General features: G+C 59.0%; 18 protein-coding genes and 1 tRNA gene. 6 read left to right on the top strand and 13 right to left on the bottom strand.

Annotated elements, in window-relative coordinates; all coding sequences use genetic code 11:
- Positions 1–6: 6 nt before the first annotated feature.
- Both M017_RS0109030 and M017_RS0109025 read right to left on the bottom strand, forming a co-directional pair.
- Positions 7–2160 carry a bifunctional YncE family protein/alkaline phosphatase family protein gene (locus tag M017_RS0109030; protein ID WP_051669712.1) on the bottom strand — a complete coding sequence of 718 codons (2154 nt, stop codon included), beginning with the start codon at positions 2158–2160 and terminating at the stop codon, positions 7–9.
- A gap of 4 nt (positions 2161–2164) precedes the next feature.
- Positions 2165–3826 (bottom strand): NAD+ synthase, encoded by a 1662-nt coding sequence (locus M017_RS0109025; protein WP_238325844.1) that lies wholly within the window; start codon positions 3824–3826, stop codon positions 2165–2167.
- A 168-nt stretch (positions 3827–3994) separates the two neighbouring features.
- Between M017_RS0109025 and M017_RS0109020 the strand changes: the two genes are divergently transcribed.
- Complete coding sequence (locus M017_RS0109020) at positions 3995–4675, top strand: adenylate kinase family protein (RefSeq protein WP_031497497.1); 681 nt, start codon at positions 3995–3997, stop codon at positions 4673–4675.
- Positions 4676–5090: 415 nt separating this feature from the next.
- On the opposite strand, the gene M017_RS0109015 is transcribed toward M017_RS0109020, so the two are convergent.
- Genes M017_RS0109015 through M017_RS0109005 form a run of 3 tightly spaced genes read right to left on the bottom strand, consistent with a single transcriptional unit; the run spans position 5091 to position 7866 of the window.
- Positions 5091–6155, bottom strand: coding sequence for an aldose epimerase family protein (locus tag M017_RS0109015; protein ID WP_080507596.1), 1065 nt, complete (start codon positions 6153–6155; stop codon positions 5091–5093).
- A gap of 22 nt (positions 6156–6177) precedes the next feature.
- Complete coding sequence (locus M017_RS0109010) at positions 6178–6666, bottom strand: DinB family protein (protein WP_031497493.1); 489 nt, start codon at positions 6664–6666, stop codon at positions 6178–6180.
- Between the two features lie 9 nt (positions 6667–6675).
- On the bottom strand, positions 6676–7866 hold the full coding sequence (locus M017_RS0109005) for a Gfo/Idh/MocA family protein (RefSeq protein WP_051669710.1): 1191 nt from the start codon (positions 7864–7866) through the stop codon (positions 6676–6678).
- 65 nt (positions 7867–7931) lie between these two features.
- On the opposite strand from M017_RS0109005, the gene trmFO reads away from it, so the two are divergent.
- Together trmFO and M017_RS0108995 are read left to right on the top strand one after the other, a co-directional pair.
- Positions 7932–9254, top strand: a complete 1323-nt coding sequence (trmFO, locus tag M017_RS0109000) for a methylenetetrahydrofolate--tRNA-(uracil(54)-C(5))-methyltransferase (FADH(2)-oxidizing) TrmFO (protein WP_031497490.1) — start codon at positions 7932–7934, stop codon at positions 9252–9254.
- Positions 9229–10170, top strand: coding sequence for a tyrosine-type recombinase/integrase (locus M017_RS0108995; RefSeq protein WP_080507595.1), 942 nt, complete (start codon positions 9229–9231; stop codon positions 10168–10170). Before trmFO ends, M017_RS0108995 begins: the two co-directional genes overlap by 26 nt.
- Here the strand turns inward: M017_RS0108995 and M017_RS0108990 are convergent.
- From M017_RS0108990 to M017_RS0108980, 3 genes are all read right to left on the bottom strand, one after another.
- A complete protein-coding gene (locus M017_RS0108990) occupies positions 10167–11183 on the bottom strand; it encodes an acyl-CoA thioester hydrolase/BAAT C-terminal domain-containing protein (protein ID WP_031497486.1) in 1017 nt (338 codons plus the stop codon). The two genes, M017_RS0108995 and M017_RS0108990, sit on opposite strands and share 4 nt — an antisense overlap.
- The gene (locus tag M017_RS0108985; RefSeq protein ID WP_031497485.1) at positions 11176–11688 is read right to left on the bottom strand and encodes a hypothetical protein; all 513 of its coding nucleotides are present in this window, start codon (positions 11686–11688) and stop codon (positions 11176–11178) included. Before M017_RS0108985 ends, M017_RS0108990 begins: the two co-directional genes overlap by 8 nt.
- A 59-nt stretch (positions 11689–11747) precedes the next feature.
- Positions 11748–11836 (bottom strand) — tRNA-Leu (locus M017_RS0108980).
- Positions 11837–11892: 56 nt separating this feature from the next.
- On the opposite strand from M017_RS0108980, the gene M017_RS29235 reads away from it, so the two are divergent.
- Entirely contained in the window at positions 11893–12048 is a 156-nt protein-coding gene (locus M017_RS29235) for a hypothetical protein (RefSeq protein WP_155121319.1), read from the top strand.
- Here the strand turns inward: M017_RS29235 and dgt are convergent.
- The 3 genes from dgt to M017_RS0108960 are packed head-to-tail and all read right to left on the bottom strand — an operon-like array spanning position 12026 to position 15630.
- Positions 12026–13159: a dGTP triphosphohydrolase gene (gene dgt, locus M017_RS0108970; protein WP_051669708.1), complete on the bottom strand. Its 1134-nt coding sequence runs from the start codon at positions 13157–13159 to the stop codon at positions 12026–12028. The two genes, M017_RS29235 and dgt, sit on opposite strands and share 23 nt — an antisense overlap.
- Positions 13160–13171: 12 nt before the next feature.
- Positions 13172–13858 (bottom strand): tetratricopeptide repeat protein, encoded by a 687-nt coding sequence (locus tag M017_RS0108965; RefSeq protein ID WP_031497482.1) that lies wholly within the window; start codon positions 13856–13858, stop codon positions 13172–13174.
- 56 nt (positions 13859–13914) lie between these two features.
- Positions 13915–15630: a hypothetical protein gene (locus M017_RS0108960; RefSeq protein ID WP_162179869.1), complete on the bottom strand. Its 1716-nt coding sequence runs from the start codon at positions 15628–15630 to the stop codon at positions 13915–13917.
- A 177-nt stretch (positions 15631–15807) separates the two neighbouring features.
- Here M017_RS0108960 and M017_RS0108955 point away from each other — a divergent pair, with 177 nt between their 5' ends.
- Both M017_RS0108955 and M017_RS0108950 read left to right on the top strand, forming a co-directional pair.
- Positions 15808–16581 carry a FecR family protein gene (locus M017_RS0108955; RefSeq protein WP_031497479.1) on the top strand — a complete coding sequence of 258 codons (774 nt, stop codon included), beginning with the start codon at positions 15808–15810 and terminating at the stop codon, positions 16579–16581.
- Complete coding sequence (locus M017_RS0108950; RefSeq protein ID WP_031497477.1) at positions 16581–17174, top strand: hypothetical protein; 594 nt, start codon at positions 16581–16583, stop codon at positions 17172–17174. Before M017_RS0108955 ends, M017_RS0108950 begins: the two co-directional genes overlap by 1 nt.
- Before the next feature lie 175 nt (positions 17175–17349).
- Here M017_RS0108950 and M017_RS0108945 read toward each other — a convergent pair whose 3' ends face one another.
- Both M017_RS0108945 and M017_RS0108940 read right to left on the bottom strand, forming a co-directional pair.
- Entirely contained in the window at positions 17350–18246 is an 897-nt protein-coding gene (locus M017_RS0108945; RefSeq protein ID WP_031497476.1) for a sugar phosphate isomerase/epimerase family protein, read from the bottom strand.
- On the bottom strand, positions 18243–19583 hold the full coding sequence (locus M017_RS0108940; RefSeq protein WP_080507593.1) for a Gfo/Idh/MocA family protein: 1341 nt from the start codon (positions 19581–19583) through the stop codon (positions 18243–18245). Before M017_RS0108940 ends, M017_RS0108945 begins: the two co-directional genes overlap by 4 nt.
- Between the last annotated feature and the right edge of the window lie 53 nt (positions 19584–19636).

The raw sequence follows: 19636 nt of genomic DNA, 5'->3' as shown, positions 1-19636 counted from the left end.
CGATTCCTAGTGCCCCCCGGCGGCTGGAAGTGCCGTGTAGGGCGTAGTCTTCGCGGTGGTTGCGAAAACGCGTGTCATCGGTGTTGCACTGGCGTCATAAACAGTCATCGGCCGCAAGCCGAGCAACAACTCGATCGTACGCAGCACGCTTGTTGTGTTGTACATCGTCGAATCGATACTCCCCATCTGTGTGTAGGGGCTGATGACGAAAGCGGGAGTCCGGTGAGAGTCGACATGGTCAGCACCCTTTTGCCCATTCGCTTCCATGACGAAGATCGCTGTCTTGGCCCAGAACCTGGACTTTGATACCGCTTCGACAATCCTCCCCAGGGCTTCATCATTGTCATCCATCTGGGTGCTGCTGAGACGCATTGCCATCAGGTTGGGCAGGTTACCGTTCGCTTCGTACTGCTTCAGTTCCGCGAGAAAGGCCTTCGCGCGCTCGGTATCCGGATACTCTCGATCGGCGCCGCGGAAAGTCATTGCAGTGTGCGCGGCAAGCTGCGGATCGCGAAGCTTCGCGATCTGCCGGTCGCCTTGCGGCTTCGGGAGATTTTCGACTGACCATCCGTAGTTGCGGATCCGCAGTCCGGCAGCCAACGCATTGCTCCAGATGCGTCCGGCCGGAGCATTGGCGGCAACTTCACCGCCATCAAAACCCGAGGAAAGGAAGCGGCCCAGGCGCTGGACATAAGCAGGTACGATCGCGGCAGAGGACCAGTTGGAGCCGTCGGCCTCACCCTCGCCATTTGCATAGAAATTGTCCAGCAAAACAAAATCTTCGGCAAGCTTGTGATGGTTGGGAGCCACTGCACGCGGAAACGTGGTGCGCGCGGCCTCGCCATTGCCCTTCCCCAGATCCCCGAGAACCTGATCGTAGCTGCGGCCTGCTTTGACGATATAAAGGACATGCTCAATGGCGGAGCTGCGAGTGCCCACCTGCGCGGGAACAATCGCGGAGGAAAGCGGATTGTCGGTCATTTGCGTGTCGCGATAAGGCGTCTGTTGCCGCACCCCATCGGTATAGCTCCCAAGCTTTGCCAGATCGGGACCGGGGATCTCCGAGATGCTGCCCTTCTGAAAAACAAGCAGACGATCCTCGGGCATCGAGCGCACTGCAACCGGATAGGCCCCGCTCGGGATCAAGCCGAGCATCTGCGAGCGCTTGCCTTCGACAGCGACAGTGGCAACAGCATTGAGATCAGAACAGACCACAAAGAGCCGCGACTCATCAGGACTCAACGCGAGCGCGCTCGGCGTGGCCCCCAGTGGCTGCAACGGCGTGAGCGAAACATTGATGGTCTCGACAAATTGGATGTCCTTTGATTCCGCAACCGAGAGAACATGGACGGAATTTGTATTCGAGCTGGCGACAAAGATCCGCGCCAACCAGGGCTGCGGACCCTTTTCTTCGTCCTCATCAAGGCGAGTCTTCGCGCCTCGCCAAACCATGTCCATTGGTGTCGAACCCACACGCACCCGCTGCAGGATCATGCCGTCTGACGCGCGATGGAAGTAGACCGTTGCATCACCCATGGCAGAGACGAAGAAGGTCTGATTGTCGGGGTGCATGAGGATGCGATAGGGACGGCGGCCAGTATCAAAACGCTCGATCACCCGGCCCGACTGGGGATTGATGACTGCAATCTTGTTGCGATGCAGCATTGCGATATAGAGTAGCCGGCCATCGGGAGAAACCTGCACATCGCCCGTGAAATCTTCGGGAACCGGTGCGCCTTCCGTCAGCCGCCAGTCGGCGGCGCGGGTGAGTTGCCCGTCGCCTGCGACACTGAGCGCGTAGACCATCGCCCGCGAGCCGCCCCCCACATAGAGACTCTTCCCATTCGGCGAGAAGCTGAGCCCCAGCCAGGCATCGGGCAGCTCGACACGGGAAATCTGTTGGAGCGTCTTCGCATCGAGAAGCACAACCGCAGCCGGGTTGGCGCCACCATGCAGCACAGCAAGAAAACGCTTGTCTGGAGAAAGCGCGCTCGCCATGGGGAAGGAATCGGTCTCCTTTTGCGTACCGGCAGGCCGGATGCTCCAGCCCGTCGGCAACAGAGTGCTGCCATCCGGCTGCGGACCGAGTGTCCGGGGTTGGGACAACAAGGCACAGGCAGCAATCAAGCCAAGCCCGAGAACGGGGAAGAAGCGGTTCATGAGTTTACTCTCGATATCGTTGTGCGATGGGGATGCGGCGTCCCATGCCAAAGGCCTTGGAGGTGACCTTCAGTCCTGGGGCGGCTTGTTGGCGCTTGTATTCATTGAGATCGACCTTACGGGCAATCTCACGGACGAGGGAAATCGGAAGCTGCAGTTCATCCGCAATCTGTTGCGGCGATTCAAAGCGTTCAATATATCCCTTGAGAATGGCATCGAGCACGTCATAAGGAGGCAAGGAATCCTGATCCGTTTGATCGGGACGCAGTTCCGCCGAAGGAGGCTTCACAAAGACGTTCTCAGGGATGGCATTGTTGAGGCGGCGATTTGCCACCCGGCAGAGCTCATAAACCAACGTCTTGGGAATATCGGAAATCACCGCAAGCCCGCCGCACATGTCGCCATAGAGAGTGCAATAGCCCACCGCGAGTTCCGACTTGTTTCCCGTCGTCAACACCATTGCGCCGAACTTGTTGGACAGCGCCATCAAGGTGACCCCGCGCAGGCGGGCTTGCAGGTTCTCTTCAGTGACATCGGGCGCCAGTCCCGCAAACAGGGGGCTGAGCGTCTCGACCACCGTGTGATAGGCGGCCTGGATCGGCGAGATCTCAAAGCGGATGCCCAAGCGCTCCGCCATCGCGCGGGCATCAGTAACGGAATGCTCGGAGGAATAAGGGCCAGGCATAGCGACGCCCATCACATTCTCAGGCCCAAAGGCTTCAACGGCCAGACAGGCGACGATCGACGAATCGATGCCGCCGGAAAGACCGAGCAGCACTTTTTGGAAGCCGCACTTGGCGACATAGTCGCGCGTGCCCAGAACCAGCGCCTCGTACACCGCGTCCGGTTCGGTGAGGTGCGAAGCCTTGTGCTCTCCGGTGCCGAGACTCACGTCGCACAGCGTCAGACTTTCCGAAAAACTCGGAGCTTCGGCAATCAGGCCGCCCGACGCATTCATCGCAAAGCTGGAACCGTCAAAGACCAGATGGTCGTTGCCGCCAATTGAATTGACATAGACGCAAGGTAACGACTGCTCCTTGGCAATGCCCTCGAAGAGGTCACGGCGGCGCTGGCGTTTGCCGATCTCGAAAGGGCTCGCGTTGATGCTCAGCAGCAGCCGGGCCCCTTGTGCGCGCAACTCGCTGATCGGATCGCGGCGGTACAGATGCGGAGCGTGCAGACTCTTCGCATTCCAGGCGTCCTCGCAGATCGTGAGGGCCACCGGAATGCCGTCGATTTCGAGCAGCGTCTGTTCCGAGGCCGACTCAAAGTAGCGTCCTTCGTCAAAAACGTCGTAGGTAGGCAGCAGCATCTTGGTCTGCCGGAAGATTTCCCGGCCCCGGTAGAGGACCGAAGCCGTATTCAAAACCTTTTTGCCTGCCCCCTGTTGGGAAGCGGCCACACTACCGATTACGATATGCAGCGGCAAGGATTCTGTTTCCTGTGCAAAAATCTCCAGTTCCATCGCGGCACGAGCGAGGAACGAGGGGCGCTCGACGAGGTCTCGTGGAGGGTATCCTGTCAGGCTAAGTTCAGGGAACAGAACCACTTGCGCGTTTTTTTCGGCGGCTTGGCGGGCAAAGTGCAGCATCTTGCTGCGATTCCCCGGGAAGTCGCCAACAGTGGTATTAATTTGCGCGAGAGCGATGCGCATGAGATGTCCCATTGTAGCGGTAGACCTGTTTCCATCCGCTTGGGCAATCGGGGCTCCTAGACACTGGTTCAGAAAAAGGCGGATTGACGCCGAGCGTTTCGCCGTCTACTCTTTTGGAATATCCTCCCGTATCGAGGCTAACCAGCCGACCGGATACGGGGGAACGAACGGAGGAAGAACGTGGTCCTTCTGCTATTCGGTCCGCCAGGTTGCGGCAAGGGAACGCAGGCGCCCCTCATTCAGGAACGCCTGGGCATTCCCGCGATCTCCACAGGCGACATGTTGCGCCGGGAGAGCGAAAGGCAGTCCAGTATGGGGAAACTGATCGACGGCTTGCTGGCCGACGGTCGCCTTGTGCCTGACGCAATCGTCAATCGCCTGCTGGAGGCGCGTCTGGCCGAGCCGGACTGCGCCGACGGTTTTCTGATCGATGGCTATCCGCGAACCGTCGATCAAGCCACGCATCTCAGCGACGTGCTCGAATCGCTGGCCTATCCCAAACCGCTGCTGGTGCACATGGATGTTCCCGAGCCATTGCTCATCGGCCGGCTCAGCGCGCGTTGGAATTGTCCAGGCTGTGGCGCCATCTACAACGTGCTCTCAAAACCACCTATTGAAAGCGGCCTTTGCGACGTCGATCGTACGCGGCTCACGCAGCGCCGGGACGACACCGTCGCCACCGCCCACCGTCGACTGAAAGCCTATCGCGAGGTGACCGACCCGGTCCTCGGCTTCTACGATGCTGCCGGAGGGGGAAAAGTGGTGCACATAGACGGCAACCAGACGCCGGATCTGGTTTTCGAGGAGATCAAGCAGGCGCTCGAGGTGCATGTGCGGGTTCCGGTGCGGAAGCGGCGCTAGCTCAGGTTGGATATGCGCGACAAGCGTGCGATTCCGCCCCGCCGATTCGGAATCAGGGCGCTGTACTTCTGCGGACACCAACCTGTGGAACTGAAACTCAGGCGAAAAGAAGGCTTAACAGAACAAGGGCAGAGGTTTTGACCTCTGCCCTTGACATTTCTTTACCTCCGAGGATATGCCTTGCGGCAGGGAAGTCCTTCGAGATAAACTCTCTTCTACGCAGCACTGTCTTCCGAAGTGAGTACCTTTACAAATGTGCCGATTGGACTTGTACTGACACCGCCCATTGGTTGAAAACGCGATTCCGCTATTAAGACGCGCAACGAATCTTGTCAACCGTCCGCTCGATTGGTGTATGCCTTTAGTCCATTGCACGGGAATACGTGACAACTCCCGAACACGGCGAAATGCGGGGCTACCGCACCGAAAAGCGAAACACCGTAGTCGACTTGTAGGTCTGGCCCGGCTTTAGCGTCGTGGTGGGGAAAGCTGGGTGGTTCGGCGAGTCCGGGTAATGCTGGGTTTCGAGGCAGAAGGCCATCCGCTTTGTATACGCCTTGCCTCCTTTGCCCTGGAAAGTGCCGTCCAGGAAGTTGCCGGTATAGAACTGCACACCCGGCTCCGTCGTCGAAACGGTCAGCACGCGGCCTGAAATGGGGTCATACACTTCCGCTGCCTGCTGCGGCCCCGCAGCGCCGCTCTTGTCGAGCACGAAGTTGTGATCGTAGCCGCCACCGTGCTGGATCTGCTGCTCCTTCTGATCCATGCGAGCACCAATGGCAGTGGGCTTCAGGAAGTCAAAGGGCGTGCCCGCGACAGGCCGCAGCTCGCCGGTGGGGATCAGAGTTGCATCGACAGGCGTGAACTTGCTGGCATTCAGCTTCAGGATGTGGCCGAGGATGTCTTTGCCGGAGGGTCCTGTCAGGTTGAAGTAGCTGTGATTGGTGACATTCAATACGGTTGTCTTATTGGTGTTGGCCGTGTAGTCGATCTGCAGCGCATTGTCGTCCGTCAAGCGATAGACCACGCGCACCTTGAGTTCGCCAGGATAGCCTTCTTCCATGTCAGCACTAGTGTAGTCGAGCGTGAGCGTGTTGCCAGAAAGAGCTGGCTTCCAGAAGCGCTTACTGAAGCCCTGCAGACCGCCGTGCAGCGCGTTCGGACCATTGTTGGTGGCGAGTTGATACTCCTTGCCCTCGAGCGTGAACTTGCCTTTCGCAATGCGATTGCCATAACGCCCGACCACCGCACCGAAATAGGGATTGGCCGGTTTTGCGATGTACTCTTCGGCCTTGTCAAAGCCCAGCACGACGTCTTCGAGTTTGCCGTTCTTATCCGGCACCCGCATTGAGGTCACAATCGCGCCGTAATTGGTGATGGTCACCTCCATGCCCGCCTTGTTCTTGAGCGTAAAGACCTGGGGTGATTCTGCGAGTAAAGACATCGTCATGGTGAGGAGAGAGAAGAGGGCAAGCTTCATCAGGGAACCATCCGGAAGTTTATCAGAGCCGGCGCAATAGCTTGGTGAGGCTTGTGATTTGCCCCAGATGCCGCTGCGTGTGTTCGGCGATGTGTGCGAGCAGCGTCCCCAGAGGCACCTCGATCCGCGCACGCCCGATATAACGCGTCTCTGCCAGCTCTTCCAGGTGGAGAGCTTCCACACGGAGCCTTGCCTGGGCGAGTGCCGTATCCAGCCGCGAAACCAGTTCCGCCAATGGATGCTGCGCAGAGAGTTCGTTCTTGAGGGCCTGGAGTTGCAACTCGTCAAGATTGCGACCTTCGGCATAAGTGAGCAGCCGGTCGATCGACCCGGGAATGTGACTCAAATGGAAGCCAAGCGGACTCAGCCCGTAGGGACGCAGCCAAGTCTGTTCGTCGCTCAGGCCGCGCGTAGCCTCCGCCACCTCTTCCTGCGTCTGCTGCAGGGTGCAGCAGAGCAGGTGGCGCAGCGGGTCGAGCTTTACCGGCAATTGGCGGAGCCAGACTTCCATGGAAAGCTCCTAGAGCGGCAGAATCTCTTCGCGCTGCGGGTCAAACTTCAGACGCCGCTGCTGGACATAGGCGATGTTGCCGAGATGGCTGGCCTGCGCCGAACGATGGCCGATTAAGACATCGCCGTTCGGACGCTTGCGCGAGCGCATGCAATCGAGAAAGTTCTGGACATGCTCAACGGTCTGATCGCCGGGGCTCTTGGTGATGATCGGTTGCGGGTTCTTCTCATTCGGCCAGAACTGCGATTCGGCGCGCGTGATGTAGAGACGCCCATCGGTGCCACACATCTCGACCGCCGCGCCTTTGATGCCGGGGGCGAGGGTCGCTTCAAAGGTAGCGGTCCATTTCTTTGGATACTCAAGCAGCACGGAAATCGTGTCCGGCGCCGTGCGGCCATCGTTGTAGTGATAGACCCCACCGGCGGCAACGGCGCTGATCGGGTCGTCCTGCTCCATGAACATGTGCACGACGTCGATCCAGTGCGTAAACAGATCGGTCACCTGACCGCCGCCGAAGTCAAGATAGGCGCGGAAGTTGTAATACTGCTGCGGATCCCAATCGCGCCACTTTACCGGACCGAGGAAGCGAGCCCAATCGAGATTTGTCGGCTGTCGATCGAGGCTGGCCGGGGCCTTCTGCAGATGCGCCCCATTGCCATGCCACCAGGTGCGGGCAAGCGTAATCTTGCCGAGCTTGCCGGAATCGATATAGTCCTTCTTCGCCTGCAAATAGTGGCTGCCGGAACGCTGCTGCATGCCCACCTGGCAGATGCGATTGTTGACCCGTGCGGCCTTGACGATCGGCGGGCCTTCCTCGATCTTCAGCGTCAGGGGTTTCTCGACATAGACGTCTTTGCCGGCGTTCAGAGCGTCGATCGCGCAGCCGGCGTGCCAATGGTCGGGAGTCGCGATCAGCACGGCGTCGAGCGTCTTGGTTTCGAGCAGCTTGCGATGGTCGTTGAAGCCCTTTGCGCCCGGATAGGTGGTGAGCGTCTTGTCGAGACGTTCGCCCCAGACCTCGGCGACCGCAGCAACATTCACCTGCTTGGTGTCGTTGAAAACCTTCGTGACATAGGTCCCGCGCCCCCCGGCGCCGATGAGACCGAGGTTGATCTTGTCGTTGGCGCCGAGAATGCGCGAATAAGAAGCAGCCGAAAAAGCGGCGCTCCACTTCAGAAGCTCACGTCTACTGGCTGGCATGGTGGGATTTTATCACTTGCTAGAATGGAAGCAGTCGCGTGGAAAGCAATAAAACAAGGGGTTCTGTGCAAAAAGTAGTCGTCATCGGGGCGGGTCTCGCCGGTACTGAAGCAGCTTGGCAACTGGCGCGCCGTGGCGTCGAGGTGACGCTTTACGAAATGCGGCCACTCGCGACAACGCCCGCGCACAAGACCGCCGACATGGCCGAGTTGGTTTGCAGCAACTCGCTGAAGAGCGAGAGCGAGAATTCTGCGCCCTGGTTGTTGAAACAGGAACTGCGCCGGGGTGGCAGCCTGCTGCTCGACATCGCCAAGGAAACGCGAGTGCCCGCCGGGCATGCGCTCACCGTCGACCGCGTCGAGTTTGCCCGCGAGGTGTCCAAGCGCATCGAGGCCGAACCGAAGATCACCGTCGTACGCGAGGAGATCCAGAGGATTCCGTCGGAAGGCACGGTCATCATTGCCTCCGGCCCTCTCACCAGTAATGCCCTCGCCGCCTCGATCAGCGAACTGGGCGGTTCGGGACGCCTCTTCTTCTACGACAGCATCAGCCCGATTGTCGAAGCGGACAGCATCAACACCGACATTGCCTTTGCCGCCTCGCGCTGGGGCAAGAGTATCGACGGGACCGACGACTATCTGAATTGCCCACTGAACCAGGAAGAGTACGAGCGATTTGTCGACGAGTTGCTGGCCGGGGAAAGCGTGCCCTTCCACATCGAAGAAGACAACCCGAAGACGCCCTTCTTTGAGGCCTGCCTGCCAGTGGAAGAACTTGCCCGCCGGGGCCGCGAGACGCTGCGCTTTGGTCCGATGAAGCCCACCGGGCTGGACGATCCGCGCACTGGCCGCTGGGCCTATGCGATCGTCCAACTGCGCAAGGAAAACTGTCGCAGCGACAGCTACAACCTGGTCGGCTTCCAAAACCATCTGCGCTTTGGCGAACAGAAGCGCATCTTCCGGCTGATTCCGGGCCTCGAGAATGCAGAGTTCCTGCGCTACGGCCAGATCCACCGCAACACCTATGTGAACGGGCCGGAATTGCTGAACGACATGCTGCAGTTGAAAAGCGACCCGCGCATCTCCTTTGCCGGGCAGATCTCGGGCGTCGAAGGCTATGTCGAAAGCATCGCCACCGGCTTTGCGGCGGCGCAGTTTGTTCTCGATCCACGGCCGATGCCCCGCGAATCTGCCATTGGCAGCCTTTGTGCCTATATTTCCGGCGCCGACCCGAAGCACTACCAACCGGCGAACATCACCTTCGATCTGCTGCCCAAGCTCGACGAGCAGACCGCCAAGCGTCTGCGCAAAGACAAGAAGGCGCGGCATGCCGAGGTATGCCGCCGGGCTCTCGAGAAGTTCGATGAGTATCTCAGCGTCTCCGTCTGAGCGCTTCGCGCATTTCCCTCCCGGGCCGCTCCGCGATGCGGTGCTCGCCTTTCTCGAAGACCGCTCGCGCCTATCAGCCAGCGCGCATACCTTGCGCAATTACGCGATCGATCTCGAGCAGCTTGTCGAGTTCTTCTCGCCGCCCGGCGCCGAGGTTCCGGCCCCGGCAGCTCTGGGCGTAAACGAACTCCGCGAATGGATGGCGGCGCTTTATGATCGCAAGCTATCGGCGATTTCAATCCGCCGCAAGGTGAGTTCGCTACGCAGTTTCTTCCACCACTGCCACGCCCACGGCATTACGACCAAGAATCCTGCGAAGTATCTCCGGCTGCCCAAAGCGCCGCGCAAGATCCCAAAGGTGCTCGAGCCGGATGCGGTCAATTATCTGGTCGACAACATCGGAAAGACCGAGTTGAAGCGCCCCTTCCCTGTGCGGGACCGGGCGATCTTCGAAGTGCTCTATGGGAGTGGTCTGCGTGTGAGCGAACTGACCGGACTGAGCATGGAAGACGTTGATCTCAACGAACGTTGGCTGCGGGTGCTGGGCAAGGGCAGCAAGGAGCGGATGACCCCGCTCGGCGTCACTGGCGCGCAGGCCCTGATGGCCTATCTTGAAGAACGTGTGCCTGCAGTTGGCGAAACCGCAGTCTTTCTCAACTACAAAGGCCGGCGGATGAGCACGCGCGCTGTCCACCAGATCACAAAATTTTACGCGATGATGCTACTCGGCGACCCGAGCGTCCACCCGCACGAGTTCCGGCATAGCTTCGCAACCCATCTGCTCAATGCCGGCGCCGACCTGCGGGCCATCCAGGAACTACTCGGCCATTCGCAGCTCTCAACGACGCAGATGTACACAAAGGTTGCCATCGAGGATTTGGAACGCGTCTACCAGCAATCGCACCCGAAGGCCTAGCGGCGCGCGAGGTGTTGCAGGAAGAATTCCTGCCAGAACGAATCAAAGAGTGGCGAGCTGGCGACATGCCCCGAATCCGTGATGCGGAGTTGTAGGTTGTCTGCCTTGCCGAGCTTTGCGTAGGACTGGCGCGCCTGATCCACCAGGGGCTGCGTGGTTGCGGCTTTGTCGGAATCGGCTCCACCATTGCCACCAATGATCAGCAGCGGTTTCGGTGCAGCGAGAGCAAGAATCTCGTCGTGATCGTGCCTCCTGCCGGTGCGTCCCGCAAGCAGACTGCGGACCGTGTGCTCCGGTGTGCGGATCTCATCAAACTTACGATCCCAATCCATGTACCAGGGTGCATGGTAATTGGTTGTGCCGTAAAGAGGCACATAGGGATCGATGGAGACGGCAGCAGCAACTTCAGGAGCAAAGGCAGCGGCGTAGAGTGCAGTCTTTGCACTCAGCGAGCTGCCTATAAAGCCAATACGCTTTGAATCGATGTTCTGTTGCTGCGCGAGCCACTGGGCCTGCTGGCGGACGTCCCAGACCATGCGCCCAAGCCCCGACCAGCGGCCAAAGCGCTCATAGACTTTCTCGCTGACGCCATTTTTGTAACTGGCGCCATCGCGATAGTTGCGAATGTGCGCCCAGCCGGTGAGAACGATGAAACCCTTGGAAGCCAGCCAGGCACCCCAGTTCTTCTCTGGCTGCCGCCAATCCGGGCTGGTGGAAGTCCAGGCAATGACCGCAGGACGGCGCTCGCCTTTCGCGATATTCTTCGGAGTCAGCAATAGACTTGGTTGGTAGAAATCCACCTCGAGCGGTAACTCCAGATGCTGGCGGGTATAGCCAGGTGCATCGCTTGCCTCCATCAGCCGCGCCTGCATCTTCCGATGGAAGTGGCGGCGATCCACCGCATTGGGTTCGACCTTCCCGAGAATCTCAATCCAGTCCGCCAGCAGTTGCTTGCGAGACGGTGCTTTGGGGAAAGCAATCGAGGTGAGGAGAAAGTCGCGGCGATTAAACATGAGCGTGGTTCCTGCGAATCAGCCAGCCCAAGACCAGACCAGCAAGCCAGAAGCCAATGGTCGCATCAAGAAAGCCCATCAGGATCAACTTGGGGGAAAAGTGATACCAGTTCCAGTAGGAGACTTCGATCGACACCCAGGCCAGCAAGCCAATCAGCATCGCATACCAGCCATACTGCAAGGTGTTCCGCGCCGGCAGGCGCAGCAAGACCAGGAGAAGTAGAAAGGCCTGGACGAGATTTGTCAGGAACTCGACCCCAAGCAGCGGCCCCATTTGCTGGGTTTGATCCGATCGGTCCGGAAGCAGTCCCACGATCACCATCACACCTCGTGGATCCATGTAGGCGCCATTGGCTGGCGCATTCTTGTCCACAAAATCCGTAACGGCTTTCGGATCGGGCAATGTGGTCAGCGGATCCGGAATCACCATGTGCGAAATCGCGCCCCAAAAGAAAATCGTCAAACCGGCGAGCAGAGTGCCCACAACCGCAAGTCGAATGTTCATGAAAGGAGAATCCCCTGAGGCTGGATGGTATCGAATCCAGGGGAAGAAAGGAAGGTCTATGGTACAGGAGGTGGGGGTCGAACCCACATATCCAGTGAAGGATGCGGGATTTTGAGTCCCGTGCGTCTGCCAGTTCCGCCACTCCTGCGCTTTTTAACTGACCTCTGCTAGTTTAGCAAAGCGCGTGGTCTAACCTGAAGAGGTATGCGGAAGAAGTGGAATTTCTATGTGAAGGTTCTCGTGATCGAGGAAGAAGAAGGCGATGTATCGGCCGAACGGCTCAGCCGTGAGATCACGCGCTCCATCGAGAAGATTTATGGCGTGCGCGCCGCTGAGGTTACGAGCGTAACGACGGAGTAAAGTCTGCCGCCCGCTCCTGGTAGACGCGGCGGAAATAGCTGTCTGTCATCGAAGCGATGTAATCGGAGATGCGCCGCTCTAAGCGGCCTTCTCCAGCAGGGAGATGCTCGGGATGCGCGAGAAGATAGGCAAAGAGTTGCCCGATTGCCCTCATGGATTGGCGGCGCTCCTCCCGCAGACTCTCGGTGTGATAGACCCGTGCATGAAGAAAGCGCTTGAGCGCAGCCGAGGTGTCCGCAGATTGCGGAGTGAAGCGCACCAGGCGTGATGGATGTTGCCGGATCTCCTCGATCGTCCGCACACCGCTCGCCTCGGTGGCAACAATGGTGCCTTCCATCAATCCCCGCATCAAGTGATCGATGAGGCGGCGCTGCATCTCATGCAATTGGATGCGTTCCTCAGCAGCCGGAAACTGCATTTCGATTTCTTCCAGCAGTTCCCCCGCAAAGGGGACTGCGGCGCCCAGTTCCTGCAGCCGGAAGAAGCCCGCTTCCTGTGCATCGTCGACATCCGCCGTGTTGTAGGCGATCTCATCCACCAGATCGATCAATTGCGCTTCGAGCGGTGGCCGCAAGCCAGGGAGATATTCCTCGAGAGGGCCCGTGTAACCGGCAGGCAGGTCGCGCGAGTGTTTGACAATGCCTTCGCGCACCTCAAAGCTGAGATTCAAACCCGGATACATCGCATAGCGATGCTCGTAGGATTCGACGATCCGTAACGCGTGGAGATTGTGCTCAAAGCGCTCGCCAAAGGGCTTCAGCGCCTCGTTGAGTGCTTCTTCGCCGGAATGGGCAAAGGGCGGATGGCCGATGTCATGCGCCAGGGCCAAGGCTTCGGTAAAGTCTTCATCCAGACCAAGCACCCGGGCCGCCGTGCGCGCCAGTTGCGCCACCTCGAGAGTATGGGTCAGACGGTTGCGGAAGTGATCAGAGATCCCTGCCGGGAAGACCTGCGTCTTGGCCTCTAAACGACGAAAAGCGCGAGAGTGAACGATTCGGTCACGGTCGCGCTGAAAGTCATTTCGAAAGGAAGGGAGCGACTCCGGATAGCGTCGGCCCATGCTCCGTTCCACCGGGAACTTCAGGTGGGCTAGAGCAGCAGTACGGATCATTGCCGTGCCGCTTTACTTCTTGGTCGGGGTGCCAACTGCAGGGGGCAGAGTGCCGAGCACTTCAATCGCTGGAGTGCTGATCGGCGCACGGGCGGTGCGCAACGGTTCCAGCAACTTGCGGGCTTCTTCCGGCTTCGTCTTTGCAATATAACGAGCCAACTGGAGAATGGCCTGTTCTTTCGGCATCAGATGCGTTGGGCTGGCCATCAGGTCGCGCAACAACGCTTCGGCTTCCGCAGTCTTGCCTTGGCCCTGGTAGATCTCCGCCTGGGTGTACTTGGCAAGAGAGGCAGCTTCCTTGTCCCCACCCATGACGTCCTTCAGCTTTTTCTCGCCTGCGGCAGTATCGCCACGCTCGAGGTCGATCATCGCCAGCATGTACAGAGCAAGGTTGCCTTCATGAGAACCGGCGTACTCGGTGGACACCTTCGTGAAGGCATCCACGACTTTCTTCTCATCGGCAGCACTGCGGCTGGTGGTCGCCTGTGCAACACCCATGGCTTCCCCGAGTGCAAGTTGCCGCGCTGTTTTCTTGCCTTGCATGTACGACCATCCGCCATAACCGAGCACGGCAACTACTGCGGCAATCACGATGTAGACGACGAATTGTTTCTTATGGCCCGAGACGAACTCGGAAGCCTCGCCGACCGTTTCTACAAACTGGTCGTGCTTGATGACGTTTTGAAGTGCTTTATCCACTAGGAAATCCTACGGGGGGAAATTAGAGTTTAACATGCGGGTGCCGAAGCTGCCGGCTACTCGAAAGCAGTCCGGATCAGAATCGTGTTCGAGCTTCGCCCGCCCGCCTCAACTGTCAGCGGCAGTACTGTATTGTCAAGGACGGGAGGCAGGCGCGTCTCCACCGCATAAAAGCCAACATAGCCGCTCGCCAACTCGGCTTTTGAAACCTCCAACGTCTTGCCATCGAGCCAGACCCGCACCGGAGCGACAACACGGGGCGGATTCGAGGACGGAGCTGCCACACCGGCGGGCCACTCGGGTTCTACCCGTCCCAAACCAGAAAGCAGAATCTGCACCCGCATCCCGGCACGCAGCGGAGTGGAAGGATCGATCAGTTCCCCAGTCTCCGCATCCAGCACCAGCGGCGCTCCATCGCGATCGGTAAAGATCACCGGCGCCGTCTCCGTCAGATCGAGATCGAGGCGCAGGGCGCCGTTGCCATTGCTCAAATCGAGGGTCGCTGATGGAACCGCGGTGTCATAAGGAATCTGGACCTGCGTCTCATCGGTGGTGGCAGAAAGAATGGGCAACGCTTTGCCGGCAATCTGCGCCTGTGTCAGCTTCATTCCCACCAACGACATCAGCGCTCCGGGAGAAGCAGTTCGCGATTCCAGATTGGCCGCACTAATCAACAGGGGGTTCCGGCGGCGGTGAGGAGCATAGGTCAGAAAAACGCCATTGCCAGCAAGCGAGGTATAGAGGAAATTAGCTCCCTCATCGAGAAGTACATCAAGCGCCGGATCTTTCGGAAGATTGCCGCCCAGCCGGATCCAACTCGTCGGGTTTGCTGCGATTTCGAGATTGTTCAAGGTGTAGTAGACGCCGCGTTCTGTCGCCAGATAGATCGCGCCACTCCCTCGATCCGCCGCCACCCCGAAAATCTGATTCGCGGCCAGGTCGCTGGTTAAATCGTCCCATCGCCTTCCTCCGTCCAGCGTACGCAGAATCCGCGCGCGCTCGCCCGGCTTTACAACAAGACTGATTTCCGGCTTCAACGCATCTGTCCAGCGCAGCGTGTCCCGGGTTGGCGAGGCCGCCGCTTCCGCCGCCCACATGCCCTTAACACCCGGAAGCCATTCGACGGTCTGTCCCTCCCGCCACTCGGCAATCAATCCGCGGCCCCCACGCGGAGTCGCCAGGAGCTTCCGCAGTTGCAGGTTCGGCAGCCCGGGATTGAGGCTCGTCCAGCTCTGTCCACCGTCGGAACTCAACCACACACCTTCATCGCTCACGGCAGCCAGGCGATCCGGATCATTCGGCGCAACCGACACCGCACGGATATTCTCGCCAATCAGCCGGAGCTCTCCACGCGCAATCAGATTCGTCCAATGCCTGCCAGAGTCGTCACTGCGCCAGAGAAACCGTCCATAGGCAAAAACACGATAGGGATTGCCGGGAGCAGACACCGCGTTCGCCGAGGGCTCGGGCAAGCTATCGACAATCGGAACGCTTGGAGCCACTCGCAAGCCTGCTTTCGCGGCCGGGGACCAGGTCTCGAAATCCACGGTTTGAAACAGGCGGTTCTTGCTCAGCTGCACTTCCAACGAGTTGCCGTCAGGGGAGAACCACACGCCCTCCACCGGCGAGCCGGAGAGACCTGCGCGACCGTTATATACAACAGTGGTGCCGATCGGGCGCCAGCTCAACCGGAACTCAAAGTCCTGCGCTGTCTGAGCGTCCAGCGACGCACTGAAAAGGCAAAGCCCGACTGTGGCAAATATTACTCGCATTGTTGTGTCCATCTGACACATCGCCAAATCTATTGTAGCCACCTATTTTGACTGAATATCGGACAGTCTTCTGCCGAACTGTTGATAAGACGGGGCAATTCCGCCCAGGTTTCTCTGAAGCACGTTAAGGATGTTGAATTGCTCTGCAATTTTGGTGTTAGCATTGGAAACTAAGTAGTGCTGCGTACTGGATTACAATCCGCTCTGTGGACGGTGGCTCTGACCCTCGTTTGCGGCGTCGTGTCTTCTGCACAGATGTTGCCGATCGCTCCCGGTTCCACGGGCAAAGTACTGCACGTGCAGGGCCAGGTTCAGGTGCTTCGAGACGAAATCCCCTGGGCGATCAATGTCGGGGACACCATCAACCCGAAGCAGGAGATCATCACCGGTTTTGATGGCTATGCCAAGATCCAGGTTCCGGATGGCAGCGTATTTGAAATTTTTCCGGGTTCGCGAGCGACCTTCCGCAGCAACCAGGGCAACCTGCGTGAATTGCTCGATCTTTGGATCGGCCGCGTCAAGGTTCATATTGAGAAGCTGAATGGCAAGCCCAACCCCAATCGGATCCAGACGCCCTCGGCGGTGATCTCCGTCCGCGGCACCACCTTCGATGTCACCGTGGAAGACGGCGATGAAACGCTGGTGCTGGTGGAGGAAGGTCAAGTGGCCGTGCAACATGCGCTGATGCCTTTTAGCTCTGCCAAAATTCTGAATGGTGGCGACTATCTGCGGGTGTATAAGAACCAGCCGATCGCCGACAAGAGCTTTGATCGTGGCCAGGTACTCCTGAAAGTGCTCCGTATGATGCAGGACATCTGGATTACCCAGCCCCATGTCGGTGGAGCAGCGGGACCGGGTGCTGGTCCGTCCAGCGTTCCGGGTGGCTTGCCCGGCGATACGGGCGCCCCGCCACCACCACCTTCTGCCCCTCCGCCACCTCCTGGAGTGTAATGCGCCGGCGTAGTTTCATTCTGGCTCCTGCCCCCAGTCTCTTGTTGTCCCCTTCGCTTTCTGCGGCACAAGCGGTACCGGAAGGACAGGGCTTGGCTCCCGAGTGGGAAGCCCGTAGACAACTGGACGATCTGAAGGCAAAACTCAACGCGATTCTGCCCGAACTCGATCGGCTGAACTTGAATCAGTGGCGTGCCTCCGGAGCGGCTGAGGCTTATTTTTCTCAGCTCGATTCGCTGAAGCGGCAACTGCACTCTGTCCTGGCGGCGATCGGGGATCTGCGCCAGACTCCCGAAAAACTGGCCGTCGCCCTCGAAGTCTTTCTCCGCTTCGATTCGCTCGATCAAACCCAACGCATGGTGCTGGAGGCAGTTCGGCGATACGAACCTTCGGCAAGCGCCGATCAGGTGGAAGCGAAGATCTTCGAGAGCACACCGGCGCGCGATCACTTCCGGCGCTACATGATCGACCTTGCCGCCGAACGCGACCGGCAGCTCGAAATTCTAGCGCGAGAAGCGCAGCGTTGCCGTACGGAGGCCAATCTCCCCGGGAGCAATCGACCGCCTGCATCCAGGCCGGCCACGAAAAAATGACCCCCACCCCACTTCCCCCGCCGCCCAAGTTCATCTTCAGTTGCTACATCTGCAAAGAGCCCTCCACACAGATCTGCGCCAACTGCACACGCGATGTCTGTGCGCTTCATCTTTGCGAGCGCTGCCGCCGCTGCACCGATTGCTGCACCTGCCGTCTGGACCAGCAACAACGCCGCTAGGCTTTGCCGTAGGCGTCGTCCACCAGCTTCTTCATCACCGCAAAATCATCCGCCACCGCCTTCAGCTCGTTTGGCGTCTCATACTCGACGTGGAGCGTCACCGGGCCATTGAATTTGGCGAGCGCCAGACGGCTCATCACCTTCGGCCAATCCACCATTCCCTGGCCGAGCGGACACCAGCGCATCTTCCACTTCCCCTTGTCCTTTTCCCAATAGAAATCCTTCACCGCCAGCATCTTCATGCGCTTGAGGGCGATTTCAAGAGAGCTATGCCAGGTCCATTCGCCCCCCTCTGCGGTGGCATGGGCCGCATCGAAATAGAAACCAATATGGTTCGCGTCCAGCAGGGAGATCAGGTTCCAGGTGTCCCAAACCGGCGCGCCGACATAGCTGCCGGAATGGTTATGAAAACCAGCGCAGATATTATGAATCCGGGACAGGAGCGCAAAACCACCGAGAGCAATCTGCACCTCGGCCAGCTTGCGATCGATGTCGACAACACCCTCCCGGCTTGTCTCATAGCGGAAATAGCCCGGCTTCCAGAATGGAATCTTTAGTTCGCCCGCCTTGCGGAGCGTAGCGCTTGTCTCCGGGGCCTTCGGGTTGGTTAGTCCGGTGGTAATCATCGGCACCTTCAGGCCGCTACTCTCGAGAATCGCGACCGCCACAGGCAGATCGTCCGTTACCTTCTCGGGCAATACATGCCCCCCGGGGCGCACGGTCAGATCGACACCATCAAAGCCAGTTTGCTTCGAGAACTTGGCCAGATCTTTGTAATCGAGCTTTCCGGCATGCTTCGAAAACAGGCACAGCGAGGGGCGCGCGGAAGGAGGAGCCTGCGCATCCAGATGCAGCGCGGCGGTGGTGGTGGTGAGGAAAGTACGACGGTTCATGGCAGATGATAAGGGGCTCGGTATTTGTAGCTCAACATGCGGTTCGCAGCAGCGTTGTTTGAAAAGCGCTCCGCCTTGCTATCCCATTCCAGATAGCTCTTGGTGTGATACGAGATATTTGCGATCAGAGTCGCCGAAGTGGACAAGTGTCCTGTCAGGACATCGCAGTTGCACTTGGCGCGTGACTTCATGCAATCAAGAAAATTGCGCGCGTGCGGCTGGGCCGTGGGGTAACCGGTCATCTTACGTGCTTCAATCACCGGCTTGCGCGACGGATGATACGACTTCTCGCTGGTGCGGTCCACTGGCGTGCGTTGTGGCAGGGGCAGATCGGTCACTCCCTCCGGCACCACTTCCCAACGGTCCAGATTCAAGTACATGGTGCCCTTGGTGCCGCGAATCATCATCTCCGTCTTCTGCGCATTGCCGGGGGCGGCATTCGCATTGATCTGCGTGAACACCATCATGACGCCGTCATAGTCCCAGGTGGCTTGGAGCGTATCGGGAATCTCGCGATTGTCCTTGATCGCATAGTTGCCGCCCATCACCGTCACCGCCTTCGGCGCATCCTTACCCAGACACCAGCGCAGCATGTCGACGTAATGCACGCCGAAGTTCGTCACCTGCCCGCCGGAATAGTTGTAAAACCAGCGGAAGTTGTAATACATGCGGTTCCGGTTGTAGGGCACCTTGGGAGCGGGCCCAAGCCAGGCTTCCCATTCCGCTTCACTCGGGGGCGGGCCTTCCGGCGCCGCGCCCAGGCCTGTCGGCCACTCATTGGTCAGATGCCAGCCTTGGGCGAGGGTAATCGTACCCAGCTCGCCAGACTGCACATAGGCAGCGGCTTCCTGTAAAAACTTCGCACTGCGCCGATGAATGCCAACCTGCACCACGCGCTTGTTGCGCTCGGCGGCTTCCACCATCTTGCGGCCTTCATAGACGGTGAGGCTCAAGGGTTTTTCGCAGTAAACGTCCTTGCCCGCGTTGCAGGCTTCGATCATCTGGAGCGCATGCCAATGGTCTGGGGTGGCGATCACCACCGCATCAAGCGTCTTATCCTCGATCAGCTTGCGCCAGTCCGCATGGCGCTTGGGGGTGTCGTGACCTCGATCCTTCGCCTTCTTCTCAGCCAGATCCATGTAGGAACTTTTGAGATCGCACAGCGCCGCCGTGCGGGCATCGCCATATTCGAGGAACCCATCGTGTACCTGATCGCCACGATTGCCGACCCCGATATAGCCCAGCATCACGCGATCATTCGCGCCCTGGATTTGCGAATAACTCAGCGCGGTCATCGCGCTCGCCTTGGCAAAATTTCTGCGATTGAGAACTGACACCTACAGCCTCCGATTCAACCTGTTGAAACAGTTTGAAGTATATCCTGTGGACA

Origin of the sequence: Bryobacter aggregatus MPL3 (assembly GCF_000702445.1) — a bacterium.
In the GTDB taxonomy this organism is placed as follows: Bacteria; Acidobacteriota; Terriglobia; order Bryobacterales; family Bryobacteraceae; genus Bryobacter; species Bryobacter aggregatus.
The sequence above is the reverse complement of the archived record's forward strand: the minus strand, read 5'-3'. Positions and strand labels throughout refer to the sequence as shown.